26 protein-coding genes and 1 tRNA gene are annotated in these 24,810 nt (G+C 62.6%); 20 read left to right on the top strand and 7 right to left on the bottom strand.

The features are described 5' to 3' along the window. The first annotated feature begins 29 nt into the window (after positions 1-29). Together IP85_RS12130 and IP85_RS12125 are read left to right on the top strand one after the other, a co-directional pair. On the top strand, positions 30-1,424 hold the full coding sequence (locus tag IP85_RS12130) for a lipopolysaccharide biosynthesis protein (protein WP_054149934.1): 1,395 nt from the start codon (positions 30-32) through the stop codon (positions 1,422-1,424). Next, positions 1,421-2,692, top strand: a complete 1,272-nt coding sequence (locus tag IP85_RS12125) for a GNAT family N-acetyltransferase (protein ID WP_054149933.1) — start codon at positions 1,421-1,423, stop codon at positions 2,690-2,692. Before IP85_RS12130 ends, IP85_RS12125 begins: the two co-directional genes overlap by 4 nt. 33 nt (positions 2,693-2,725) lie before the next feature. On the opposite strand, the gene IP85_RS12120 is transcribed toward IP85_RS12125, so the two are convergent. The 3 genes from IP85_RS12120 to IP85_RS12115 form a co-directional block, all read right to left on the bottom strand. Then, positions 2,726-4,360 (bottom strand): AMP-binding protein, encoded by a 1,635-nt coding sequence (locus IP85_RS12120; protein WP_054149932.1) that lies wholly within the window; start codon positions 4,358-4,360, stop codon positions 2,726-2,728. A 205-nt stretch (positions 4,361-4,565) separates the two neighbouring features. Beyond that, positions 4,566-5,057: a hypothetical protein gene (locus tag IP85_RS21950; RefSeq protein ID WP_210166418.1), complete on the bottom strand. Its 492-nt coding sequence runs from the start codon at positions 5,055-5,057 to the stop codon at positions 4,566-4,568. A gap of 22 nt (positions 5,058-5,079) precedes the next feature. Next, a tRNA-Leu gene (locus tag IP85_RS12115) sits at positions 5,080-5,164 on the bottom strand. Positions 5,165-5,343: 179 nt separating this feature from the next. Here IP85_RS12115 and IP85_RS12110 point away from each other — a divergent pair. Together IP85_RS12110 and IP85_RS12105 are read left to right on the top strand one after the other, a co-directional pair. Next, positions 5,344-5,925 (top strand): YqaA family protein, encoded by a 582-nt coding sequence (locus tag IP85_RS12110; RefSeq protein WP_054149931.1) that lies wholly within the window; start codon positions 5,344-5,346, stop codon positions 5,923-5,925. 11 nt (positions 5,926-5,936) lie between these two features. Next, a complete protein-coding gene (locus tag IP85_RS12105) occupies positions 5,937-6,452 on the top strand; it encodes a disulfide bond formation protein B (RefSeq protein WP_054149930.1) in 516 nt (171 codons plus the stop codon). A gap of 55 nt (positions 6,453-6,507) precedes the next feature. Here the strand turns inward: IP85_RS12105 and IP85_RS12100 are convergent, their stop codons facing one another. Both IP85_RS12100 and IP85_RS12095 read right to left on the bottom strand, forming a co-directional pair. After that, complete coding sequence (locus IP85_RS12100; protein ID WP_054149929.1) at positions 6,508-7,065, bottom strand: HNH endonuclease; 558 nt, start codon at positions 7,063-7,065, stop codon at positions 6,508-6,510. Between the two features lie 106 nt (positions 7,066-7,171). After that, positions 7,172-7,816, bottom strand: coding sequence for a DNA-3-methyladenine glycosylase (locus IP85_RS12095; protein WP_054149928.1), 645 nt, complete (start codon positions 7,814-7,816; stop codon positions 7,172-7,174). 44 nt (positions 7,817-7,860) lie between these two features. Between IP85_RS12095 and gluQRS the strand changes: the two genes are divergently transcribed. After that, complete coding sequence (gluQRS, locus tag IP85_RS12090; protein WP_054149927.1) at positions 7,861-8,757, top strand: tRNA glutamyl-Q(34) synthetase GluQRS; 897 nt, start codon at positions 7,861-7,863, stop codon at positions 8,755-8,757. Here gluQRS and IP85_RS12085 read toward each other — a convergent pair. Continuing rightward, the gene (locus tag IP85_RS12085; RefSeq protein WP_054149926.1) at positions 8,728-9,618 is read right to left on the bottom strand and encodes a YihY/virulence factor BrkB family protein; all 891 of its coding nucleotides are present in this window, start codon (positions 9,616-9,618) and stop codon (positions 8,728-8,730) included. The genes gluQRS and IP85_RS12085 overlap by 30 nt on opposite strands. A 93-nt stretch (positions 9,619-9,711) precedes the next feature. On the opposite strand from IP85_RS12085, the gene IP85_RS12080 reads away from it, so the two are divergent. The 12 genes from IP85_RS12080 (at position 9,712) to IP85_RS12025 (ending at position 21,008) form a co-directional block, all read left to right on the top strand. Beyond that, positions 9,712-10,536: an SDR family oxidoreductase gene (locus IP85_RS12080; protein ID WP_054149964.1), complete on the top strand. Its 825-nt coding sequence runs from the start codon at positions 9,712-9,714 to the stop codon at positions 10,534-10,536. Positions 10,537-10,566: 30 nt separating this feature from the next. Beyond that, on the top strand, positions 10,567-10,764 hold the full coding sequence (locus IP85_RS12075) for a twin transmembrane helix small protein (RefSeq protein ID WP_006728764.1): 198 nt from the start codon (positions 10,567-10,569) through the stop codon (positions 10,762-10,764). A gap of 4 nt (positions 10,765-10,768) precedes the next feature. Beyond that, entirely contained in the window at positions 10,769-11,347 is a 579-nt protein-coding gene (locus tag IP85_RS12070) for a cob(I)yrinic acid a,c-diamide adenosyltransferase (protein ID WP_054149925.1), read from the top strand. 298 nt (positions 11,348-11,645) lie between these two features. Next, positions 11,646-12,503 carry a rhomboid family intramembrane serine protease gene (locus IP85_RS12065; RefSeq protein ID WP_054149924.1) on the top strand — a complete coding sequence of 286 codons (858 nt, stop codon included), beginning with the start codon at positions 11,646-11,648 and terminating at the stop codon, positions 12,501-12,503. 174 nt (positions 12,504-12,677) lie between these two features. Then, positions 12,678-13,427 carry an electron transfer flavoprotein subunit beta/FixA family protein gene (locus tag IP85_RS12060; protein WP_054149923.1) on the top strand — a complete coding sequence of 250 codons (750 nt, stop codon included), beginning with the start codon at positions 12,678-12,680 and terminating at the stop codon, positions 13,425-13,427. Between the two features lie 25 nt (positions 13,428-13,452). Beyond that, positions 13,453-14,382: an FAD-binding protein gene (locus IP85_RS12055; RefSeq protein ID WP_054149922.1), complete on the top strand. Its 930-nt coding sequence runs from the start codon at positions 13,453-13,455 to the stop codon at positions 14,380-14,382. Between the two features lie 141 nt (positions 14,383-14,523). Then, positions 14,524-15,405 carry a 3-hydroxybutyryl-CoA dehydrogenase gene (locus IP85_RS12050; RefSeq protein WP_054149921.1) on the top strand — a complete coding sequence of 294 codons (882 nt, stop codon included), beginning with the start codon at positions 14,524-14,526 and terminating at the stop codon, positions 15,403-15,405. A 144-nt stretch (positions 15,406-15,549) separates the two neighbouring features. Next, entirely contained in the window at positions 15,550-16,533 is a 984-nt protein-coding gene (gene cysP / locus IP85_RS12045; protein ID WP_054149920.1) for a thiosulfate ABC transporter substrate-binding protein CysP, read from the top strand. Positions 16,534-16,601: 68 nt separating this feature from the next. Next, complete coding sequence (gene cysT / locus IP85_RS12040; RefSeq protein WP_054149919.1) at positions 16,602-17,423, top strand: sulfate ABC transporter permease subunit CysT; 822 nt, start codon at positions 16,602-16,604, stop codon at positions 17,421-17,423. A 3-nt stretch (positions 17,424-17,426) separates the two neighbouring features. After that, complete coding sequence (gene cysW, locus IP85_RS12035; RefSeq protein WP_054149918.1) at positions 17,427-18,317, top strand: sulfate ABC transporter permease subunit CysW; 891 nt, start codon at positions 17,427-17,429, stop codon at positions 18,315-18,317. Then, positions 18,314-19,336, top strand: a complete 1,023-nt coding sequence (locus IP85_RS12030) for a sulfate/molybdate ABC transporter ATP-binding protein (protein WP_054149917.1) — start codon at positions 18,314-18,316, stop codon at positions 19,334-19,336. Before cysW ends, IP85_RS12030 begins: the two co-directional genes overlap by 4 nt. Positions 19,337-19,448: 112 nt before the next feature. After that, positions 19,449-21,008 (top strand): EAL domain-containing protein, encoded by a 1,560-nt coding sequence (locus IP85_RS12025; RefSeq protein WP_171901581.1) that lies wholly within the window; start codon positions 19,449-19,451, stop codon positions 21,006-21,008. A 69-nt stretch (positions 21,009-21,077) separates the two neighbouring features. On the opposite strand, the gene IP85_RS12020 is transcribed toward IP85_RS12025, so the two are convergent. Further along, positions 21,078-21,740 carry a TlpA disulfide reductase family protein gene (locus IP85_RS12020; RefSeq protein WP_054149915.1) on the bottom strand — a complete coding sequence of 221 codons (663 nt, stop codon included), beginning with the start codon at positions 21,738-21,740 and terminating at the stop codon, positions 21,078-21,080. A gap of 24 nt (positions 21,741-21,764) precedes the next feature. Between IP85_RS12020 and argH the strand changes: the two genes are divergently transcribed. From argH to lysA, 3 genes are all read left to right on the top strand, one after another. Then, positions 21,765-23,168: an argininosuccinate lyase gene (argH, locus tag IP85_RS12015; RefSeq protein ID WP_054149914.1), complete on the top strand. Its 1,404-nt coding sequence runs from the start codon at positions 21,765-21,767 to the stop codon at positions 23,166-23,168. Between the two features lie 109 nt (positions 23,169-23,277). Continuing rightward, the gene (locus IP85_RS12010) at positions 23,278-23,466 is read left to right on the top strand and encodes a lipoprotein (protein WP_054149963.1); all 189 of its coding nucleotides are present in this window, start codon (positions 23,278-23,280) and stop codon (positions 23,464-23,466) included. Positions 23,467-23,479: 13 nt separating this feature from the next. Beyond that, positions 23,480-24,748 (top strand): diaminopimelate decarboxylase, encoded by a 1,269-nt coding sequence (lysA, locus tag IP85_RS12005; protein WP_054149913.1) that lies wholly within the window; start codon positions 23,480-23,482, stop codon positions 24,746-24,748. Positions 24,749-24,810 lie beyond the last annotated feature (62 nt).

Below are 24,810 nucleotides of genomic sequence, written 5' to 3'. Positions count from 1 at the left end.
ACCCAGCGAGAAGTATTGCGTCCGTACCGATGACTGTTCTGGAAACAGCGGAAAAATGGTTGCCCGCGGGCCCGCGTCTGGTACGCGCGCTCCGCGCTGAAGACGAGACGGCCCGCGCCCAGCGCATGGCCGCGATCGCCTTCGCCATCCGCGTCGTCAGCGCCGCCATCGCCTTCGTTTCGCAGATCATCCAGGCCCGCCTGATGGGCGAATTCGAATACGGCATTTTCGTCTTCGTCTGGGTTCTGGTCGTTCTCGCCGGCAATTTCTCCTGCCTCGGCTTCCACACCGCCGTCATCCGCTTCCTGCCGCAATACGACCAGGACAAGGCCGATGCCAAGATCCGCGGCTTGACCTCCACCGCACGCCTCTTTGCCATGACGAGCGCCAGTATCCTGGCACTTGCCGGCATCACGGCCCTGCATTTCTTCGGCAGCGGCATCGAGCACTATTACCTCGTGCCGCTCTTCCTTGCCGTCTTCGCGCTGCCGATGATCGCCCTCGGCGATGTGCTCGACGGCACCGCCCGGGCCAATCGCTGGGCCGTGCTCGGCTTGAGCCCCACCTATATCGTCCGCCCCGCCCTGATCCTCGCCTTCATGCTTCTGGCCGTCAGCGGGGGCGCGCCCGCAACCGCGGTCACCGCCATGCAGGCAGCACTTGCCGCAACCTATCTCACGACCCTCGGCCAGTTCCTGCTCGTAGATCGACGCCTTTTGAACCGCTACGACCGTGGCGATCGCAAGATCGATTTAGCCGGCTGGTTCAAGGTAGCCCTGCCGATCTTCTTCATCGAGGGGTTCGGCTTTCTCCTCACCAATTCCGATGTCATCGTCGTCGGTCTGTACCTGCCGCCGGACCAGGTCGCCGTCTACTTCGCTGCAGCAAAGACCATGGCATTGATGCAATTCGTCTTCTTCGCCGTGAAAGCCGGAGCCACACCACGTTTCTCGACCCTGATGGCCGAGGGAAACAGCCAGGGCCTCGCCGGTTTTGCGGGAACGGCCGCGCGCTGGAGCTTCTGGCCCTCGCTGGCCGTCGGCGTCGTCGTCCTGATGCTCGGCGACATGCTGCTCGGTCTCTTCGGCTCAGCCTTTACCGCCGGATACCTGTTGATGGTGATCCTCTTTGCCGGCAATATGGCGAAGGCCTTGGTCGGCCCGGCCGAAATGCTCCTGACCATGGCCGGGCGCCAGCAGCTCTGCGTCGCCGTCTATGCGGTGGCTCTTGCCTGCAATATCGGCCTCAATATCACGTTGATCCCCGCCTGGGGTCTGGCCGGCGCTGCCACAGCGACCGCCACGGCCATGGTCGTGGAAGCCATGCTGCTACATATCGCGGTCCGCCGCGCACTCGGGATCGTCGTCTTCGCCTTTGCCGATCCGCATGCCCTGACGCCCCCCACGGAGGCCGTCCGCCCATGACCGACAGCATCTACGACGAGAGCATGAACAGCGGCGCCAACCGCCTGGTCGGCAGCCTTGCCGGTGCCCGCGTAAAGCCCGCGGCGGAGACGGAGGTCGCGACCGGCCGCCCCGGCCGTCGTCTGAGCGTCTATCCGAGCCAGATGGGCTACGAGCTTCAGGACGAACTCGACTACCTGACCTATCGGGTGATGGAAGCCAATGTCTTCTTCGCCCCGCGTTTCCTCGCCCCGGCCATGCCGCGGCTGGAGGAGCGCCAGGTGCGTTTCGCCGTCATTCGCGACGAGGACGAGCGCCGTTCGCGCCTGCGCCTTCTCTTTCCCTTCTCGATCGAAAAGCCAGGCTTCTCCGTCGGTCCCTCGATCATTCGAGTCTGGGCCAATCCCTTCGGACCGCTTGGCACGCCGCTGGTCGATGCCGAAGGGGCGGCGGAAACCATCGACAACATGTTCGATGCCCTTGTGGCGCCGGAGATGCGCCTTCCCAACGTGCTCGTCATTCCGGATCTGCGCCTCGAAGGACGCTTCACCCAGCTCGCCCGTGCCGTGGCGCTCGCCCGCGACCTGCCTCTGACCGTCACCAACGAATATCAACGGCCCATGCTGCAGAGCTATGTGGATGGCCCCGCCTATCTGCAATCGACGCTCAGCAAGAGCCACCTGCGCGAGATGCGGCGTCAGGCGAAGCTGCTCTCCGCGCAGGGCACGTTGAGCTACAATGTCGCGCGCCAGCCGGAAGAGATCCGTCTGCGGATGGAGGAATTTCTGGCGCTGGAAGCGAGCGGCTGGAAGGGGCGCAAGCGCTCCGCCATGGTCAACGACCGCTTGCGGGCGGCCTTTGCCCGCGAGGCCATCACCAATCTTGCCGAGGCCGATGCCGTGCGTATCCACACGCTCGACCTCGACGGTCAGGCGATCGCCTCCATGGTCGTCTTCATCATGGCCGGCGAGGCCTATACCTGGAAGACCGCCTATGACGAGCGCTACGCCCGCTTCTCGCCTGGCAAGCTCTTGATGGCGGATCTCACCGAATGGCATCTCGACGATGCCAACATCGAGCGCACCGACAGCTGTGCGGTCCCCGATCATCCGATCATGAGCCGCTTCTGGCAGGAGCGCGAAGCCATGGGCACCCTGGTGATCGGCCTGAAAACCAATGTCGATCGTGACGTCCGCCAGGTCGGTGCACAGCTGCATATGTACCGCAACACGCGCAACATCGCCCGCATTCTGCGCGACAAGGTACTCAATCGCCGCTTCGGCGGCTGATCACCGCGGTAGCATTGCGCGACCTCCACAGCATCAGCTGGCCTTGGCGATCTCCTGATCCCGCAACAGCCGACGGATCACCTTGCCGCTGGTCGTCAGCGGAAGCTCGGTGACGAATTCCACCTCGCGCGGATATTCGTGCATCGACAATCGGTTCTTCACCCAGTCGCGGATCTCCGCCGACAAGGCCGCCTGCGCCGTGTATCCGTCCTGCAGCACGACGAAGGCCTTGACGATCTCGGTCCTCAGAGGATCCGGTTTGCCGATGACGGCTGCGAGCCGGACGGCCGGGTGCCCGATCAGGCAGTCCTCGATCTCCGCCGGTCCGATTCGATAGCCGGACGACGTGATCACATCATCGTCGCGGCCGAAAAACTGCACATAGCCGTCTTCGTCCTGCCGTCCGAGATCGCCCGTCTTCATCCAGTCGCCGACGAATTTCTCCTCCGTCGCCTTGGGATTGTTCCAATAGCCGAGGAACATCACCGGATCCGGTCGCTTGATCGCCACCTGCCCGGTTTCGCCGGCCGGCAATTCCCGACCCTCGGCATCGATGATCGCCACCTCATGCCCCGGCACCGCCTTGCCGATGAAGCCGCCCTTGGAAACACCGAGATGCGCCGCCGAGGACAGCACGAAATTGCACTCCGTCTGGCCGTAAAACTCGTTGGGCACGATGCCGAGCGCCGTCTTCACCCATTCATAGGTTTCACGCCCCAGCGATTCGCCCGCTGACCCGATGCTGCGCAGCACGAGATCATGGGCCTCGCGGGGCTTGTCGACCGCCTTCAGGAGCCGGAGTGCCGTCGGCGGGATAAAGGCATTGCGCACCTTCATCTCGGCCATGATCCGGAAGGCCATATGCGGATCGAATTTCTGCGCCGGCGAGGAAACGACCGGCACACCGAGCATCAGCGCCGGCAAAAGCGCGTTGAGCAGCCCGCCCGCCCAGGCCCAGTCGGAGGGTGTCCAGACCTTGTCGTCCGGTTGTGGCAGATAGTCATGCGCCAGCTGGAAGCCGGGGATGTGACCGGCCAGAACGCGATGTCCGTGCAGCGCACCCTTGGGCGGCCCCGTCGTGCCCGAGGTGTAGATCATCAGCGCCGGCGTGTCGGGTCCTGTGTCGACAATGTCGAACAGGCCGGACCGGCCCTCGATCATCGAGCGGAAACCGATGACATCGGGACCGGAGCCATCGACCGAGATCACCGTCTGCAGCGCCGGCAGACGCGCCTTGATGGCCTTCAGCCGCTGCAGGCCGAAACTGTTGGTGACGATCACGCGCGCCCCCGCATCCCGCAACCGGTATTCCAGCGCCTCTTCGCCGAAGAGCAGTGCAAGTGGCAGGGCAATCGCGCCCATCTTGTAGATCGCGACATGCGCAATCACCGTTTCAAAGCATTGCGGCATGAGAAGCGCCACACGGTCACCCCTGATGACGCCGATTTCCGTCAAGGCCTCGGCCAGCGCCGAGGATTGCGCCGAAAGCTCGCCATAGGTCATCGAAAGATGCCGGCCATCGGGTGAAAAGTGCTGCAGGCAAACTTGCTCGGGAAACTTCGCCGCCCAATCGTCGGCGACCGCCCGGCCGATGTTGAAATCGGCGGGAATGGTCCAGCGGAAGTCGCGGCGCAGGGCCTCGAAGGTCTCGCGCGGCTCAAGCAGCATGGCTGAGTGTCCGGATCGTCATGCTGTCAGTGCTAACACTCATCTCGCAAGCGCACAATAAGCCGCTCATCTCAGCGTAAACGACCGGCAAACGGGAGAAGGATCGACGTTGGAATGGCCGGGAAACCGGTTGCCAGGCGAGGACATAGGCTGACCCGAAAACGGAAACGTCTGCACATCGAAGCGCACGGGCCGGCCGCAAAGGTCAGCCCTTGGCTTGGGCGCCCTCTGCGCGCATCAAGGCAACCAGTGCCTTCAACTCACCGGCACGCACCATCTGCGCCGGCGTCCGTCCGGCGAAGGGTTCGAGCTTCTGGCTGCGATACCACTTCTCCGCCGCCTCCTTCGCGCCGAGCCGCTTCATCGCAAGCGTCAGAACCAGTGCCTTGGCATCGGCGGACGAAACCGTACCGGCCTCGATCGCCGCATCGATACGCGCGACCTGCGACTGGACGGACTGCTGCCGAAGCTTCTGGCGCATGGCCGCAACCTGCGGCGCAACGGGTGCCACGATGTTGATCTTTTGCTTGCCCTCGACAGGGGCGACAGGCGACGCGGCCAGAGATGCAGCCGTCTGCGGCTTGCCTTTGCCCTTGGCGGCAACGGGCTGAGCCGGCACCTTCGGCAACAGGCCTGCATCCACCACCACCTGCTGCACAGGCTGCGCCATACGGATCTTCTTGCCGGTATTGCTCATGCCTTCTGCCTTTTTGAGATTGTGGTGCCCCATGCCGGAATCGAACCAGCACTCCTTTCGGAACTCGATTTTGAGTCGAGCGCGTCTACCAGTTCCGCCAATGGGGCACATGAGCGTCGGATGGACAGCGCCGGACTATACGAGCCGGGGTGCAGCGGTCAACGCCTTTTTCGAGCATCCCTTCACGCAAACGTTCAACGCTCGCGTCCGACGCGGCGCCAGCACCATTTACAGGCAGCCATGCGCCCCCTAGAACGCCGTGAACCATCTACCCACGGAAGCCTCAATGCTGCGTCGTATGTATGATTGGACGATGTCGCTTGCCGGCACTCGCCACGCCGATCGGGCCCTTGCTGGCGTCTCGTTCATCGAAAGCTCCTTCTTTCCGATCCCGCCGGATGTCCTGCTCATCCCTATGGTCATCAAGCGCCGGGACCACTGGTTCAGGCTGGCCCTCCTCTGCACGCTCGCATCCGTCCTCGGTGCATTTCTCGGTTATGCCATCGGCATGTTCCTGTTCGAGGCAATTGGACGCCCTATCCTCGCCTTCTACGGCAAGGAGGATGCCTTCGAACAGGTGGCGGGCTGGTACAACACCTGGGGTGGCTGGGGGGTGCTCTTTGCTGCGATCACACCTTTCCCCTACAAGGTCCTAACCATCTTCTCCGGCGCCACGGGGCTGAATTTCCTGGTCTTCACCATTGTCAGCATCATTGGCCGCGCGTTCCGTTTCTTCCTCGTAGCCTTCCTGCTGAAGCTCTATGGCGAATCCATTCGCCTCTTCATCGAGAAATATCTCGGTCTTCTTTTTACCCTTTTTATGCTGCTGCTGATCGGCGGCTTCTACCTCGTGAAATTCGCCCTGTGAGAGTGTTGCAGATGAACTCGATCCTAATACCCCTGAAGTCCGATGGCGCGCTTGCCGCCTTGCTTACCTTCGGCATGGCGCTCGTCGTGGGCTCCGCGCTCGGCTTCGAGCATATCGGCGGCTATATCCCCTGTGCGCTCTGCCTGATGCAGCGTAATCCCTACTATATCGGCATTGGAATCGGCGTCCTGGCCGTCCTTTCAACCGTCTTCCGCCTGCCGCCAGTCGTCACGAAGCTCCTGCTGATCGCCATCGCCATCACCATGCTGATCAGCGTCGGCATGGGCATCTACCATTCCGGCGTCGAGTGGAAGTTCTGGGAAGGCCCGTCAACCTGCGCGATCGGCGCAACCGGTGGCGACACGCCCGTCAACGTGCTGGAAGCCTTGAACGCCACCAAGGCGCCCTCCTGCACCGAAGCGACGCTTCGCGTGCTGGGCCTGTCCTTTGCCGGCTGGAATGTGCTGACGAGTGCCGCCCTCGCCGCGCTTGCGCTCTGGGGCGTCTTCCGCAAGCCCGCTGTCTGAAGCGGATCCGAGGCGGCGCAATCCGTGCCGCCTTCAGCCGCGCTGCCGCCTGACCTCAAGGCTGCAGTTCGGTATCCCAGTAGAGATAGTCCATCCAGCTTTCGTGCAGGTAGTTCGGCGGGAAGAGCCGGCCGTTGTTGTGCAGATCCTGCACCGTCGGCCGGTAGGGTGCCTGATGCGGATGCATGCCGGCCTGCCTGGGGAGCTTCGATCCCTTGCGCAGATTGCACGGCGAGCAGGCGGCCACGACATTCTCCCAGGTCGTCTCGCCGCCATGGGCGCGCGGGATGACATGGTCGAAGGTCAGATCGTCGGGCGAACCGCAATACTGGCATTCGAACTTGTCGCGCAGGAAGACATTGAAGCGGGTGAAGGCCGGGTTCCGGGTCGGCTGAACATAGGTCTTGAGGCTGACCACGCTCGGCAGTCGCATCGAGAAACTCGGCGAGCAGACGGAGTGATCATACTCGGCGATGATGTTCACACGGTCGAGGAAGACCGCCTTGATCGCGTCCTGCCAGGACCAGAGCGACAAGGGATAATAACTCAGTGGCCGGTAGTCGGCATTCAGGACGAGCGCCGGCAGGGCCTGGGGAGAAACTGCAATCGTCAAGGGGTACTCCTGATCGATTCGGCATCTGCCCTTCTATATTAGGTCCGTTGTTACAGCATTGTGAAGCCTGAATCTTTGAGCCGCCTTGCGACCTCTCGGCGCGCCCTCAGCGGGGCAAGGCAGTGCGGCCTGTGATGCGGGCATAATGAGCCCAGAACAGCCTTGCGGCGACCGATCGGGCGGGCGCCCAGGCTTCAGCCAGCTCCGCCACAAGTTCCGGCGCGGGCCGTTCTCCGGCGAAGAAAACATCGCCCACCGAGATCCTGAGCGCCACGTCGCCGACCGGAAAGATGTCCGGATGGCCGCCGCAGAACATCAGGTAAACCTCGGCCGTCCAGGGGCCGATGCCCTTGAGCCCCGTCAGCGCCGCGATCGCGGCATCCGCCGGCATTTCTGCCAGCTCGTCGAGCCGGAAGGGTCCACCGAGATCGGCCTTGGCGGCCTCTTCCAGCGCCTGCGCCTTGCCGCGCGACAGGCCGAATGTGCCGATCAGCTCGGGCCCGAGCGCCAGATAATCTTCCGCCAGCGGCCGGTTCCCCAGGACCGCCGTCATCCGCCGCCAGATGGCGTCGGCGCTGGCCCGCGACACCATCTGCGAGACGATGATCGAGGCGAGCCCCGCAAATCCCGGCGGCGACAGGCGAAGCGGCAGCGGACCGCAGGCGTCTGCGATCGGACAGAGCCGGGGATCGCGTGTCAGCAAAAGGGAAAGCCCCGCAGCGAGATCGGCCTCGCATCGGATCGTCGTCAAATCCGTCCCCTTTTCCTCATTCCACTCTCATGCGAAGGAAAAGCATGACCGAACGCGATCGTCAAACCACCGGACAGGATGCCCCCGTCTTTCGTTTCGCGCCGAGCCCCAATGGCCGGCTGCATCTCGGCCATGCGCTCTCTGCTTTTCTGAACGCCGATATGGCCGGAAAAATGGGCGGGCGCCTTCTGCTGCGCATCGAGGACATCGACCTGACGCGCTGCACGCCGGACTTCGAACAGGCGGTCATCGACGATCTCACCTGGCTCGGCATCCCCTTCGAACGGCCCGTCCGCCGCCAGTCGGAGCACTTTCCCCTCTATCGCGACGCTCTCGATAGGCTGCAAGCAATGGGGCTGGTCTATCCCGCATTTCTCACCCGCGGCGAGGTGAAGGCCCGTGTCTCAGCCTTCGAGCGCGAGGGTGGCCCATGGCCACGCGACCCGGACGGCGCACCGCTCTATCCGACAGAGGAGCGCATGCTGTCCGAGGCCGAGCGGGGCGACAAACTGGCAACGGTCGAACGTTATGCCTGGCGGCTCGACATCGACAAGGCGCAGCGTCTCATCGAAAAACCTCTCACCTGGCAGGAAACCGGCGACGGGACGACAGGCGAGATCGAGGCGGATCCGGCCGCCTGGGGCGATGTCGTGCTCTGGCGCTCCGACGCGCCTTCGAGTTACCATCTGGCCGTCACGTTCGATGATGCAGGCCAAGGCGTGACCAACGTCGTGCGCGGTCTCGACCTCTTCCATGCGACCTCGATCCATCGCCTGCTGCAGACCCTGCTCGGCCTGCCCGCACCCGTCTACCACCATCACCGGCTGATCCTGGGGCCCGATGGCCGCAAGCTGTCGAAAAGCCTCGGCGACACGGCCTTGTCGGCGCTCAGGGCAGAGGGCAAGACGCCGTCAGATATTCGCGCCATGGTCGGGATTTGAGATCCCTGCGGGTGCCCCCTTCACCGGCACCACCCGGAATTTCATCAGTGCCGCGTTGAACTCCGCGCCGATGATGAAGATCGCGCCGACCATGTAGAGAAAGACCAGCACGATCATGATCGAGGCAAGACCGGCATAGGTCGCCGCATAATCGGCGAAGGACGCGAGATAATAGGCGAAGAGAAGCGCGCCGACCAGCCAGAGCGCCAGCGTCAGGAGCACGCCGGGCAGAACGTCGAACAGTCGCCGCCGGCCGGCCGGCAGGCCGAGATGGAAAACCACGAGCGCCAGGACGAGGAAGAGAACGGTTCCGTAAACCCGCCAGTTGGCGACGGTCGCGAGAAAATCCTTGAGGAAGGGAAAGAGCTTTTCCGCATAGGCGAGCGCCACGGGTACCGCGACGAGGAGCGCGCTGATCGCCGCCAGCACGACGACGGCGGCCAGCACGAAACCGAGGCTGACGAGCCGCGTCACATACCAGGGCCGCGTCTCCGCCACCCGGTAAGCGCGGTTGAGCGAGACGCGCAGCGCCTCCACCCCGTTCGAGGCGAAATAGGCGGCTGCCAGCACCGAGATAGTCAGAAGCCCACCGCGCGGAATGGTCAACACCTGCACCACCTGGTCGGACAGCGGCTTGGCGATGGTCTCCGGCCAGGTGTCGAAAATCAGATGCACCGCCGTCTCGGCGAACTGGTCGGCGCCGAGGAAACTCGCAAGCGCCGTGCCGAAGATCAGGAATGGAAAAAGCGCAAGAATAGCCGACAGCGCGACATGGCTCGCCATCGCCCAGCCGTCGTCCTCGGTGAAATGCCAGAACGCGTCAAAGCCGACCTTGTAGAGCATACGCAGGAAAGTCGGCATCCAGTCTCCTCAAGAACGCGGGGCACGATTGCAGGCTGGGGCCGAATATGGGAAACCCATCGCCGTTTGCAAAGCAATAACGAGGTTTTCCCCGTGAAGAGCATCATCGTCACCGGTTGTTCCTCCGGCATCGGCGCCTACTGTGCCGAGGCCCTCAAGCGCGACGGCTGGCGGGTCTTTGCGACGGTGCGCAAGCCGGAAGACCTGGGCGCGCTCGAGGCGAAGGGTATTGAGGCCCTCGTCATGGATTACACCGACACAGCCAGCATCGAAACCCTTGTCGCGACCGTGTTCGACCGCACAGGGGGCCGGCTCGACGCGCTGTTCAACAATGGCGCCTATGGCCAGGCGGGTGCGGTGGAGGATCTGCCGACGGACGCGCTGAGGGAGCAGTTCGAGACCAATCTCTTCGGCTGGCACGATCTGACCCGCCGGGTGATCCCGGCGATGCGGGCGCAAGGATCAGGCCGCATCGTGCAATGCTCCTCGATCCTCGGCATCATCCCCTATCGCTGGCGCGGCGCCTATACAGCCTCGAAGTTTGCGCTCGAGGGCCTCTCGCTGACGCTTCGTATGGAACTCGAGGGCTCCGGCGTGCAGGTGAGCCTGATCGAGCCCGGCCCGATCGAAAGCCGCTTCACCGCCAATGCGCTCCACCACATCCGCCGCGTGATCGACCTCGAAAACTCGGTTCATGCCGAGGACTACCGCCGGCAACTGGCGCGACTCGATGGCACAGGCCCCGTCAACCGCCACAAACTCGGGCCGGAGGCCGTCTACAAAGTCCTCACCCACGCCTTGACCGCCCGGCGTGCCCGCCCACATTATCTCGTGACCAAGCCGGCCAAGCAGGGGGCCCTGATCAAGCGCTGGCTTCCGGCCGACCTCTTCTATCGACTGATGCGCTCGCTGGACTGACCGGCGACGAACAAAGGCTCATCCCACGTTATGTCCACATTCACCTATGTCCTCGCCATCATCGTCATGGGGCTTGTCGCCCTCGTCCTCTTGCGAGGCCTCTTCAACATGCTGAAAGGCGGCGACGGCAATACATCCAACAAACTGATGCAGGCCCGTATCGTGCTGCAGGCGATCGCGATCGCGCTGATCATGCTCACACTCTGGCTGACGGGCGGGGGACGCTGAAACCATGGTCAAGCTCAACAAGATCTACACCCGCACCGGCGATGACGGCACCACGGCACTGGTGACAGGCCCGCGCCGCCTGAAGCACGACCTGCGCGTCGACGCCTATGGCACGATCGACGAGACGAATTCAGCGATCGGCATTGCCCGGCTCCATACGGGAGAGATGCCGGAACTCGATGCCATGCTGATGCGCATCCAGAACGACCTCTTCGACCTCGGCGCGGATCTCGCCGCCCCCGAAACCGGCGAGGTCCTCTCCTACGAGCCGCTCCGCGTCATCGAGGCCCAGGTCGACCGGATCGAGAAGGAAATCGACCAGCTGAATGCCGCTCTCGATCCGCTGAAATCCTTCATCCTGCCGGGAGGCACGCCCGCTGCAGCCTATCTGCATCTCGCCCGAACCACCTCGCGTCGTGCCGAGCGCATCATGGTCGAACTCTCCCGCTTCGACGGTGAGGAAGTCGGCGCACCGGCACTGAAATATGTGAACCGGCTGTCGGATTTTCTGTTCGTGGCAGCACGTCACGCGAATGACGGCGGCAAGGCGGATATTCTGTGGGTGCCGGGGAAGAACAGGTAGGCGACGACATATCTCCCCCCTTGCGGGGGAGAAAGCGAAATCGGGGAATTGGCCCGATCAGGGCCAAACCTCAGATTTCGCAAGAGGAGGGCTTGGTGAGGTGGTTGGCTACGGAACCGTGCCCCTCTCCAGGAAAATCTGAAGTTTAGGCCGCTAGCGCTGGCCTAACCTTCGATTTTCCGTCCTCCCCCGCTAAGGGGGAGGTGGGAGCCGCCTACATGGCAACCTCCCCCTGTCCCCATCCCCCAAGCTGCGCTAGGTTCTACGCACCCATCTCCGGCGAACCCGACGAGGCGCGATGTTCATTCCCCTGCATGACCGAAATGCGCTGAAGCACATCCGCAAGCAGTATGTGACGCTGGGGCTGATTCTCGCCAATGTCGTGACCCATGCGCTGGCGACACTGGCACCGGAGGCGCTCTACGAGATCGGGGTTTATGGCATGGGCTTCATCCCGGCCGTCGCCTTCGATATTGCCGAGCTCGATCCGCGGCTGGTGCTGGTGCCGGAGGGGGCGACCTACATCACCTATTCCTTCCTGCATGGCAGCTGGCTTCATCTGGGCTCCAACATGCTCTTCCTCTGGGTCTTCGGCGACAATGTCGAGGATGCGATGGGGCACTTCAAGTTCCTGTTCTTCTACCTTGCCTGCGCGGCCGCCGGCGCGCTCGTGCATGGGCTGGTCATGCCGGCGAGTGAAGCGCCGCTGATCGGGGCGTCGGGCGCGGTATCGGGCGTGGTTGCGGCCTATCTGATGCTGCACCCAAAGGTGCGCGTCTGGGTGCTGGTCTTCATGCGCTTTCCGCTGCCGCTCCCGGCCTTCATCCCGCTTCTCTTCTGGGTCGGCCAGCAATTCGTGATGCTGGTGATCGACGGTGACAGCAATGTCTCCTGGGGCGCGCATGTCGGCGGCATCATCGCCGGTGCGATCCTGGTGCTCTTTTTGCGACGTCCGGGCGTGCCGCTCTTCGACCGGGCGATCGTGACACCCAAGGCCGTCGAACACGCCGCGCCCACCGTGGATGTCGCGACAGTCGGCCCCTGGGGTCAAAGACCGGCCGGCGACACGAGAGCCCGGGACAGGGACGAGGCAGAAAACGGCGCAAAAACCACGGCATCGCAACCGGTTCGCAAGGTCACCCACTGGGGACGATGACAAGAGGTCGCGGTGGCGAAGTATTGACGTGAACGTCAACGTAAATTATTGCTGTCCGTCAAACGGCATCGATCGTTGTGTTTGGGAAAAAAATGCGTATCGATGTCGCCAATCGACAAACGGCGGAGCGCATCAGCGCGCATTTTCCGGCAGAAGATTTGAAGAGAGGAACCCATGAAGATACTCGTCCCAGTCAAGCGGGTTGTGGATTACAACGTCAAGATCCGCGTCAAGCCAGATGGTTCCGGCGTCGAGCTCGCCAACGTCAAGATGTCCATGAATCCCTTCGACGAGATCTCCGTCGAGGAGGCGCTGCGGCTGAAGGAAGCCGGCAAGGCCGAAGAAGTGGTGATCGTGTCGATTGGCCCGGCCAAGGCCGAGGAAACCATCCGCACCGCACTCGCCATGGGCGCTGACCGCGGCATCCTGATCGAGACAGACGAAGCCGTCGAGCCGCTCGCCGTCGCCAAGCTCCTGAAGGGCGTGGTCGAGGCTGAGGCTCCGGGCCTCGTCATCGTCGGCAAGCAGGCGATCGACGACGATTCGAACCAGACCGGCCAGATGCTGGCGGCTCTCCTCGGCTGGGGCCAGGCGACGTTTGCCTCCAAGCTCGAGCTTGGCGCTGACAAGGCGACCGTCACCCGCGAAGTCGACGGCGGTCTCCAGACCATCGACGTGAAGCTCCCGGCGATCGTCACCACCGACCTGCGTTTGAACGAGCCGCGCTACGCCTCGCTGCCCAATATCATGAAGGCCAAGAAGAAGCCGCTCGACAAGAAGGCCCCGGCCGACTTCGGCGTCGACGTCGCACCGCGCCTCAAGGTTCTGAAGACCGAGGAGCCGGGTGGCCGCAAGGCGGGCATCAAGGTGAAGTCGGTGGCAGAGCTTGTCGACAAGCTCAAGAACGAAGCCGGCGTATTGTAAGCGGAACGGACAGGAGAAACGTAAAATGGCTATTCTTCTTCTCGCAGAACACGACAACGCGACCGTCTCCGAACAGACCGCGAAGGCGCTCACGGCCGCCACCAAGATCGGTGGCGACGTGCATGTGCTGGTCGCCGGCTCCGGCGCCAAGGCTGCCGCCGATGCGGCTGCAAAGCTCTCGGGCGTCTCCAAGGTGCTGCTCGCCGACGACGCTTCGCTCGGCAACAACCTTGCAGAGCCGCTCGCGGCCCTCATCGTCTCGCTTGGCGGCCCCTACGACACGATCATTGCGGCCGCGACCTCGGTCGGCAAAAACGTTATGCCGCGCGTCGCAGCCCTGCTTGATGTCATGCAGGTCTCGGAAATCACTGAAGTGGTCTCTGCCGACACCTTCAAGCGTCCGATCTATGCCGGGAACGCCATCCAGACCGTGCAGTCGACCGATCCCAAGAAGGTGATCACCGTTCGCACAGCCTCCTTCGCCGCTGCCGGTGAAGGTGGGTCTGCTGCCGTAGAAAGCATTGCTGCCGCTGCAAACCCCGGCGTATCCAGCTATGTTTCCGATGCGCTGTCCTCGTCCGACCGTCCGGAACTGGCCTCGGCCAAGATCATCATTTCCGGTGGCCGTGCGCTTGGCTCCTCGGAGAAGTTCCAGGAAGTGATCCTGCCTGTAGCCGACAAGCTGGGTGCCGCCGTCGGCGCATCTCGTGCGGCCGTCGATGCAGGCTATGCCCCGAACGACTGGCAGGTTGGCCAGACCGGCAAGGTGGTTGCCCCGCAGCTCTACATCGCCTGCGGCATCTCCGGTGCCATCCAGCACCTCGCCGGAATGAAGGACTCGAAGGTCATCGTCGCGATCAACAAGGACGAGGAAGCACCGATCTTCCAGGTTGCCGATTACGGCCTCGTCGCCGACATCTTCGAGGCCCTGCCGGAGCTCGAGAAGGCGCTCTGATCGCCCTTTCGCAACTGCGAAAGGACTGGTCAAAGAAACCTTTGCGGTCTATCAATCAGCCGGGTCCGCGATGAGCGGGTCCGGCATTTTTGTCGGTGCCATCTTCTTGAGTGAAGACGAGAACGGGTGAGGAGCGAGACGATGACGGACAAGATCAGCAATGTGGGTGTCGTGGGTGCCGGCCAGATGGGCTGTGGCATTGCCCAGGTCGCCGCCGCCGCCGGCTACAAGGTCACGATCTACGATCTCTCCAAGGAGAGGATCGAGGCAGGCCTCGCCACCATCAACGGCAACCTCGCCCGACAGGTCACCAATGGCAAGATCACTGACGAGGATCGCAAGGCCGCACTCGCGCTGATCTCCGGCTCGTCGGACGTCAACGACCTCGCTCCATCAGATCTCGTGATCGAGGCAGCGACCGAGGATGAAACTGTCAAGCGCAAGATCTTCGCGACACTCTGCCCGGTTCTGAAGCCAGAGGCACTGATTGCAACGAATACCTCGTCGCTCTCGATCACCCGCCTTGCCTCTGCCACAGATCGGCCAGAGCGCTTCATGGGCATCCATTTCATGAACCCGGTCCCGGTCATGAAGCTCGTAGAACTGGTGCGCGGCATCGCGACCGATGAAACCACCTTCGCCACCGCCAAGGACTTCGTCTCCTCGCTCGACAAGACGATCACGGTCGCCGAAGACTTCCCGGCATTCATCGTCAACCGCATCCTGCTGCCGATGATCAACGAGGCGATCTACACGCTGTATGAAGGCGTCGGCTCGGTCGAAGCGATCGACACGGCGATGAAGCTCGGCGCCAACCACCCTATGGGCCCGCTGCAGCTGGCCGACTTCATCGGTCTCGATACGTGTCTTTCGATCATGCAGGTGCTGCATGAGGGCCTCTCGGACTCGAAGTACCGTCCCTGCCCGCTGCTGGTCAAATATGTCGAGGCCGGCTGGCTGGGTCGCAAGTCGGGCCGCGGCTTTTACGACTACCGCGGCGAAGTGCCGGTTCCGACGCGCTGATGGGCCATTCCGGCGGGGGACCCTCCGGCGGAAAGATATTTGCCCCTCCGGGCAATCATTGGTCGGCCATTCCTCGGAAGGGGCGGGCCGACCCTCTAGTTTGCGGGGCAGATACCGATCCCCCGCATACTGGAGTACAAGTCCATGAAACGCCTCCTGCTCTTGAGCGCCGCCCTCGCTGCCCTTTCCCTGCCCGTTTCGGCCAGCGCCGCAGAAAAGCTGCTCAACGCCTCCTATGACATCGCCCGCGAGATCTTCGCCGCCCAGAACGAAGCCTTCATCAAGGCCAATCCGGGCGTCAGCATCGATCAGTCGCATGGCGGTACCTCGCGTCAGGCACGCGCCATCGTTGAGGGTCTGGAAGCCGACGTCGTCACCTTCAACCAGGTGACGGACGTCGAATTCCTGGCCAAGAACGGTTTCATCAACGAAGGCTGGCAGGGCGAATTCCCGAACAATGCCTCGCCCTTCTATTCCTTCCCGTCCTTCCTGGTACGCGCCGGCAACCCGAAGAACATCAAGGACTGGGACGATCTCGCCCGCGACGACGTCCAGGTGATCTTCCCCAACCCGAAGACCTCGGGCAATGCCCGCTACACCTATCTGGCGGCCACGGCCTATGCGAAGGAGAAGTTTGCCGGCGACGAGGCCAAGGTGACGGAATTCGTCGAAAAGATCTTCGACAACGTACCGGTCTTCGACACCGGTGGCCGCGCCGCGACGACGACCTTTGTCGAGCGCGAGACCGGTGACGTGATCATCACCTTCGAAGCCGAGACCAAGTCAATCGCCAAGCAGTATGGCGAGGACAAATTCCAGCAGGTCGTGCCGTCGGTGAGCCTGCTTGCCGAATTCCCGGTCGCGATCGTCGACAAGGTCGCCGATGCCAAGGGAAGCCAGGAACTCTCCAAGAAGTATCTCGACTTCCTCTATTCGCCGGAAGGTCAGAAGATCGCCGCCGATTTCGGCCACCGCGTCCATGACGAGACGGTCGCTGCCGAATACAAGGATCAGTTCCCCGAGATCCGTCTCGTCACCGTCGAAGACGTCTTCGGCGGCTGGGCCAAGGTTTCCGAGGAGCATTTCGCAGAGGGTGCCATCCTTGATGGGATCTATGGCAGCCGCTAAGCACGGTCTCCAATCGATTTCAGGACCGGCGGATCATCCGCCGGTTTTCTCATGAAAGGACGACGACGTTGAAACGCCGCGTATTGCCGGGCTTCAGACTGTCCCTCGGGATCACGCTGGTCTATGCCGCGATCATCATCCTGTTGCCGCTGGCAGCCCTGATCTTCAAGGCCGCGAGCCTCGGACCCGCAGACTATTGGCGCATCGTCTCTTCCGAACGCGCTGTGGCGAGTTATGGCGTGACGATCGGCTCGGCGCTGGTCGCGACCCTGTTCAACCTCGTCTTCGGCCTGGCGCTCGCCTGGGTGCTGGTGCGCTATCGTTTCCCAGGGCGCCGCATTGTCGATGCGTTGGTCGACCTGCCGTTTGCGCTGCCGACGGCCGTCGCTGGCATTTCGCTCACCACCCTGTTTGCCTCCAACGGCTGGTTTGGCGCAGCACTAGGCGAGATCGGCATCAAGGTCGCCTATACGCCGCTCGGCATCATGATTGCCATGGCATTCACCAGCCTGCCCTTCATCGTGCGCACGGTACAGCCGGTGCTTGAAGAGCTCGATCCGGCGCTCGAAGAGGCCGGCCAGACGCTCGGCTCCAGCGACCTTTCGATCTTCCGCCGCGTGATCCTGCCACTTCTGACGCCGGCGCTGCTTGCCGGCACATCGCTCGCCTTCGCCCGCAGCCTCGGCGAATTCGGGGCGATCATCTTCATTGCCGGCAATCAGCCCTTCTCGACCGAGATCACGGCACTTCTCGCCTTCATCCGGCTCGAGGAATACGACTATCCGGCCTCCGCCGCGATCGCCTCCGTCATGCTGATCGCCGCCTTCGTGATGCTGGCGGTCACTAACTACATGCAGGCCCGCGCGCTGCGCTACACGGTGAAAGGCTGAACCATGAGCCACGTCACGAACAATCGACGCCCACCGCGCGTCGGCGATGCGCCCCTCTTCAAATACACGCTGATCGGCATGGTCCTCGTGCTTGTGGCCTTTTTCGTCGTAGCGCCCCTGGCGGTCATCGGCATCCAAGCGTTTTCCAGGGGGCTTCCCTATTTCCTGGAGACGATCGCAGACCCCGACACGGGTCATGCGATCTGGCTGACGGTACTGACAGCGCTGATCGCGGTGCCGATCAACACTATCTTCGGCGTGGCCGCCGCATGGGCGATCACCAAGCATGATTTTCGCGGCAAGCGCTTGCTCACCATCCTGATCGAGATCCCCTTCTCGGTCTCGCCGGTCGTGGCAGGCGTCGCCTATCTCTTCGTCTATGGCCTGCAGGGAATTTTCGGCCCCACCCTCGACAGCGCCGGGCTGAAGGTTCTCTTTGCCCTGCCGGGCATCGTGCTCGCCTCAATGTTCGTGACGGCACCCTTCGTCGCCCGTGAACTGATCCCGCTGATGCAGGCGCAGGGGCGCGATCTCGAGGAGGCTGCAACCTCGCTGGGCGCAAGCGGTTTGCGCACCTTCCTGTCGGTGACGCTGCCCAACATCAAATGGGCCATGCTCTATGGTGTGGTGCTCTGCAATGCCCGTGTCATGGGTGAATTCGGCGCCGTGTCTATCGTCTCCGGCAACATTCGTGGCCAGACCAACACGCTGCCGCTGCATATCGAGCTGCTTTACCAGGACTACAACGCCGTCGGCGCCTTCGCTGCCGCCTCAATGCTCGCCGCGCTGGCACTGGTCACGCTCGTGGCCAAGGTTCTGCTCGAACGCCAGGGCGCAGGACGCCGGAACCGACCGGCCACGCTCGCCGGCAATACTTCGGAGATGAATTCGTGAACATTCGCCTCGACACGGTCGTCAAGACCTTCGAAACCTTCCGCGCCGTGCATGGCGTGTCGCTCGACATCAAGAGCGGCGAACTGGTGGCGCTGCTCGGCCCTTCGGGTTCCGGTAAGACGACCATCCTGCGCATGGTCGCCGGCCTGGAATTTGCCGATGGCGGCCAGATCCATTTCGGCGAAGAGGATGCGACAAACATTCCCGTGCGCGACCGCGGCGTCGGCTTCGTCTTCCAGCATTACGCGCTGTTTCCGCATATGACGGTGGCCGAGAACATCGCCTTCGGCATGAAGGTGTCGAAGGTGAAGCGCTCGACGGCCGAAATAGACCGTCGTGTCGAAGACCTGCTTTCCCTCGTCCAGCTTTCCGGTCTCGGCGAACGTTTCCCCGGCCAGATCTCCGGCGGCCAGCGGCAGCGCGTGGCGCTCGCCCGTGCGCTTGCCGTCGATCCACGTGTGCTTTTGCTCGACGAGCCCTTCGGCGCACTCGACGCCAATGTTCGCCGCGACCTGCGCCGCTGGCTGCGCTCGATCCATGACGAGCTGGGCATCACCACGCTCTTCGTCACCCATGACCAGGAAGAGGCACTCGACCTCGCCGACCGCGTGGTGATCCTTGAGAAGGGTAAAATCGTTCAGCAGGGCACGCCGGAAGAGGTCTGCCGCCATCCCGCCAATGCCTTCGTCATGCGCTTCCTCGGTGACACCAACACGCTGAAGGCGAGTGTATCGAATGGACAGGCGACCGTCGGCAACATGACCTACGCCGCGGAAGGTTTGAAGGACGGCCCGGCCGAGCTTCTTTTCCGTCCGACTGATGTCGTGTGGAGCGACGACGCATCGAAGGGTGTGGCAGCGACAATCCAGCGGGTCCTTGATCGCCCGGGCTCGCGCCGGGTGCTGGCCAAGACCGCGGGCGACACGATCGTCGAATTCGACGTGTCCCCCGACTTCGCCAAGGCGAAGGGCGATCAGGGCTTCATCGAAATCCTGCGGCCGCGGATTTACGAGCTGTGAGCCAAGCTCCACGCTGCTCTCCTGATTGTGAATGATCCAGAGACGGTTCAGGCTTGGGTCTTTGAGCCAATCTTAAGGATTGTTTGCCAGCCTTGCCATCATGGGTGGCAGCGTGACGACGAGAGTTCGACTGAAATTGACCGCAGCGTCCCTCGCGCTTGCGGCGCTCGTCGCTGGAAGTCTTTGGCTGATCGCGCAGTCTTTCGTCGCTCAGGCGAACCGGCAGCAACTGAATGACATATTGACGGCCGCTGTGATCCGGCTGGAACGCCAGATCGATCTTGCAGTCATGAGCATGGGCGAGCTTGGCGCACAGGGTCCCTATGGCTGCTCGCCGTCCGTCAACAAGGCCATTGAAGACATAGCCTTCCGTTCCGTCTCCATCCGGGAAATCCGTGTTTCCTCGGCAAAGGCGACATGTTGGGCCGACAATGCCCATGAACAGGTCTTTCAGGCGGCCCTCGCTGCTTCCGATCCAGTGCCCGCAATCAATCCCGCCTATGAACTGGCTCCCATCGAGGCCGAGGAATGGAAAGGCCTGATGGTGCGATGGACGACCGAGGATGGCAGCCTGACCGCCTTCCTCGCCACGGCAGGCCTTCTCTTCGACATTCTGCCCGGCGAGCTGCGCGACCATGCCCTGATGGAGATGACGCTCAGCAATCAGCAGGTCGTATCGAGCTACGAGCCAGAGGGTGCTGCCGGACTGGACGGACCGTTTGGCGAATTCATGAAAGCCTCCGAGCGCTATCCCATCCGCGTCAGGCTGATGATCGAAGAAGCTGTCATCGGGTCCTGGAACAGCAGCTTCGGCAGCGACATCATCGTGATCGCCGGGCTGTTTTCGCTCGGACTGGGTTATCTCGGCGCCAGAGGTCTGGTGCGTCCGCCAACGCCGCTGCGGCAGCTGGACGACGCTCTTTCCAGAGGACATGTGCATCCGGTCTACCAGCCGCTCTTCTGCCTTGCGACCGGCCGGATGACCGGTTTCGAAATGCTGGCACGCTGGACCAAGCCCGATGGCGGCAGCGTCTCGCCGGCAGTCTTCATTCCGCTGGCCGAGAACAATGGTCGGATCGACACGTTGACATCAGTCCTCCTCGGCAGGGCAGGCTCAGAGATTGGCGACTTGCTCCGACGCCACGAGACACTCAAGCTTTCGTTCAACGTGACCCCGGACCAGCTTCTCGGTGCAGGATTTGTCGAAAATCTGGCCGCAATGATCGCAAAAGCCGGATTGAACCCCACCCAGCTAGTCATCGAGATCACGGAACGTCAGCCGATTTCCGACTTCGAGTCTGCATTGCAGGTTGCGCGGGAACTGGCAACGCTTGGCATCAGGCTGGCGATCGACGATGCAGGAACCGGGCATAACGGACTTTCATCGCTTCATGCCCTTCAGGCCCAGTATCTGAAGATCGACAAGTACTTCGTCGACAGCGTGGCCCTGGACAGGAAGTCCAGCGTTCTGGTCGAAGCATTGATCTCGCTTGCCGAGAAATTCGGCATGGAGGTCGTGGCCGAAGGGATAGAGACCGAAGAACAGCGGAGCAAGCTCCTGGACCTCGGCATCAAGGAGGGTCAGGGTTATCTCTACGCCAAGCCTTTGCCGGCGAGCGACCTGATTGCCAGGGTCGAGAATAGCCTGACGCCTCTGCCGAAAGCAGCCTAGTGAGCGAGCACGGCGCCGTCTGTCGAGCAAGGCCGGACAGCTTTCCTCACCTCATGCGCTAGAATTCGGTCACTGCGTCGCGGCAGCCGTCACCAGCGCCTTGGCGTCCGCGCCGTCCCAAACGGCAGGGCCGTTCATGCTGCCAAGCAGACAGCCCTTGCCGTCTACGAGCAATGTCACCGGCAGGCCGAAGGCAAGCCCCTCGCGCTTCAGCGTATTGAAGACACCCATGGAGGCGTCGCGATAGAGGCCGAGTGCGTCGACGCCGGTTTCCTCGAGGAAGGTCTGCGGCTTTTCGACATCGCCGGTGTCGATGTTGATGGCGAGTACCTGGAAGGCTTCCCCACCAGTTGCCTCCTGCAGGTTGTTGAGGGCGGGCATTTCCTCGCGGCAGGGCACACACCAGGTGGCCCAGAGATTGATGAGCACCGTCTTGTCGGCGAAGTTTGCCATGGTCATCGGTGTACCTTCCTTGTCCTGGAAGGTAAGACCCTGGATGAGCTTCGGTTCGCTGACGGGGATCATCGCTGCGACATCGCCTTTCAGATAGGGCGTGATGGCTTCTGCCCTGGCGACAGAACCCTCGCATTGCGCGGCATCCGCTGTCTCCACGGCATTGCCAGACATGGTCTGCTTCACGTATACCGCAGCCGCGCCGGCGACGATGCCGGCTACCGCCGCAATCGCAACCAGCTTGGTGGGGAAGAGACCCTCAGGTCTTTTTTCTGTCATGTCATTCTCCAGGACGGGCACTTCATGGCCGAGGACTTTACAGACACCAAATCCTCCAACCAGATGTGGGGCGGTCGCTTCGCCTCGGGTCCTTCGGCCATCATGGAGGAGATAAATGCCTCCATCGGTTTCGACAAGAAGCTTTACGCCCAGGATATCCGCGGCTCAAAGGCGCATGCGACCATGCTGGCGCACCAAGGCATTATCTCGAACGAAGATAAAGACAAGATCCTTCACGGCCTGGACACGATCCTGTCAGAGATCGAGGGCGGTCAGTTCGTCTTCTCGCGCAAGCTCGAAGACATCCATATGAACGTCGAGGCCCGCCTCGCCGAGCTGATCGGCCCGGCCGCCGGTCGCCTGCACACGGCCCGCTCGCGCAACGATCAGGTGGCACTCGATTTCCGCCTCTGGGTGAAGGAAGAGCTGCAGAAGACGGAACAGGCATTGTCCGGCCTGATAACGGCCTTCCTCGACCGCGCCGAAGAACATGCAGACACCGTGATGCCTGGCTTCACCCATCTACAGACGGCCCAGCCGGTGACCTTCGGTCATCACTGCATGGCCTATGTCGAGATGTTCGGCCGTGACCGCCAGCGCGTGCGCCATGCAATCGAACACCTCGACGAAAGCCCGATCGGTGCTGCAGCGCTTGCCGGCACAGGCTACAACATCGACCGCCACATGACGGCGCAGGCCCTCGGCTTCCGCGAGCCGACCCGCAACTCGATCGACACCGTCTCCGACCGCGACTTTGCACTGGAATTCCTCTCGATCGCCTCGATTGCCGCCGTGCACCTGTCGCGACTCGCCGAAGAAATCGTCATCTGGTCGACGCCGCAATTCGGCTTCATCCGGCTGTCGGACGCGTTTTCGACCGGCTCCTCGATCATGCCGCAGAAGAAGAACCCGGACGCCGCCGAACTGGTGCGCGCCAAGACCGGCCGCATCAACGGCTCGCTGATCGCGCTGCTGACCGTGATGAAGGGCCTGCCGCTCGCCTATTCCAAGGACATGCAGGAAGACAAGGAACAGGTCTTCGACGCCGCCGAGAGCCTGGAACTGGCGATTGCCGCCATGACCGGCATGGTCACCGACATGACCATCCGCACCGACCGCATGAAGGCGGCTGCCGGTTCGGGTTACTCGACCGCGACCGATCTGGCCGACTGGCTGGTCCGCGAAGCCGGCCTTCCCTTCCGTGATGCGCACCATGTGACCGGCAATGCCGTGGCGCTGGCCGAGAAGAAGGGCTGCGATCTAGCCGAGCTTTCGCTGGAAGAACTCCAGAGCATCAATGCGGCAATCACGGCCGACGTCTTCAACGTCCTGACGGTGGAAGCCTCGGTCGCGAGCCGCAAGAGCTTTGGCGGAACCGCGCCCTCGGAAGTGCGCAAGCAGATTGCCTGGTGGCGGGCCAGAAACTGATAAGGCAACCGATCACGCGAACGCTTGCCAATCATCACGAGATCAGGGGTGCACAAGCGCCCCTTTTTTCGCTAGAGCCTAGAGCAACAACATTTCTATGGACCGGGTCATGGTGAATTCGCTGAAACGCACGACGCTTACGCTCTCTATTGCGCTGGCCGCCTCGCTGGCTCTGTCCGCCTGCGGCCGCAAGGGCGATCTCGATCCGCCGAGCACCCCTGCCAGCCAGCAGAACCAGCGTGGCGCCGAAGCGCCGGCAACGCCGGACAGCCCCTTCCTTCTCGATCCGCTTCTTTGACAGGGCTTAACCCGTGAACCACTTCGAGTATCGCGACGGCGTTCTTTACGCCGAAGGCGTGGCCATTCCCGAAATCGCACGTGCCGTCGGCACGCCCTTCTACTGCTATTCGACCGCGACGCTGGAGCGCCACTACAAGGTCTTCGCAAAAGCCTTCGACGGCGTCGATGCCCTCGTCTGCTACGCGATGAAGGCCAATTCCAACCAGGCCGTCCTGAAGACGCTGGGTCGCCTCGGCGCCGGCGTGGACGTGGTCTCGGAAGGCGAACTCCGCCGCGCGCTGGCAGCCGGCATCCCGGCAGAGCGCATCATGTTCTCCGGCGTCGGCAAGACGCCGAGCGAGATGGATTTGGCGCTCGAAGCCGGCATCTACTGCTTCAACGTCGAGAGCGAGCCGGAACTGGAAATCCTGAACCAGCGCGCTATCAAGGCCGGCAAAAAGGCGCATGTCTCCTTCCGCATCAATCCTGATGTCGATGCCAAGACCCATGCTAAGATTTCGACCGGCAAGAAGGAAAACAAGTTCGGCATTTCCTATGAGCGCGCGCGTGCCGTCTATGCACGGGCGGCGACGCTGGACGGCATAAAGGTTTCCGGGATCGACATGCATATCGGCAGCCAGATCACCGATCTGCAGCCCTTCGAAGACGCCTTCCGCCTGCTGCGCGAGCTCGTCGAGACGCTGCGCGGCGACGGCCACACCATCGATCACGTCGATGTCGGCGGTGGCCTTGGCATTCCCTACAAGGACGACAACAACCCGCCGCCGGAGCCGGATGCCTATGCCCGGATCGTCAAGGACCAGCTGTCGAGCCTCAACTGCCGCATCGTCACCGAGCCCGGCCGCCTGATCGTCGGCAATGCCGGTATCCTGGTGACCGAGGTCATCTATGTGAAGGACGGCGGCGACAAGACCTTCGTCATCGTCGACGGGGCGATGAACGACCTGATCCGCCCGACGCTCTACGAGGCCTATCACGAGATCAAACCCGTGGTGATTTCGGCAGCGAACGCCCCGCGTATCAAGGCCGATGTCGTGGGCCCCGTCTGCGAGACCGGCGACTACCTGGCGCTCGACCGCGAGATGGCGATGCCGAAGCCCGGCGATCTGATCGCTGTCGGTTCGGCTGGTGCCTATGGCGCCGTGCAGGCCGGCACCTACAACACCCGCCGGCTGGTGCCGGAGGTGCTGGTGAACGGCAACGAGTTCCACGTGATTCGCCCGCGTCCGACCTATGAGGACCTGATCGCGCTCGACAGCGTGCCCGACTGGTTGGCCTGATCCATTCACAATTCGGCGATGAGGCGGGAAAAGCTTGCCGCTTTTCCTTGCCGCCCTCGTCT

The sequence above is a fragment of the Rhizobium sp. AAP116 genome, from assembly GCF_001295785.1.
Lineage (GTDB): Bacteria > Pseudomonadota > Alphaproteobacteria > Rhizobiales > Rhizobiaceae > Allorhizobium.
Note: the sequence above shows the minus strand (reverse complement) of the source record. Positions and strands in the feature narration are given on the sequence as shown.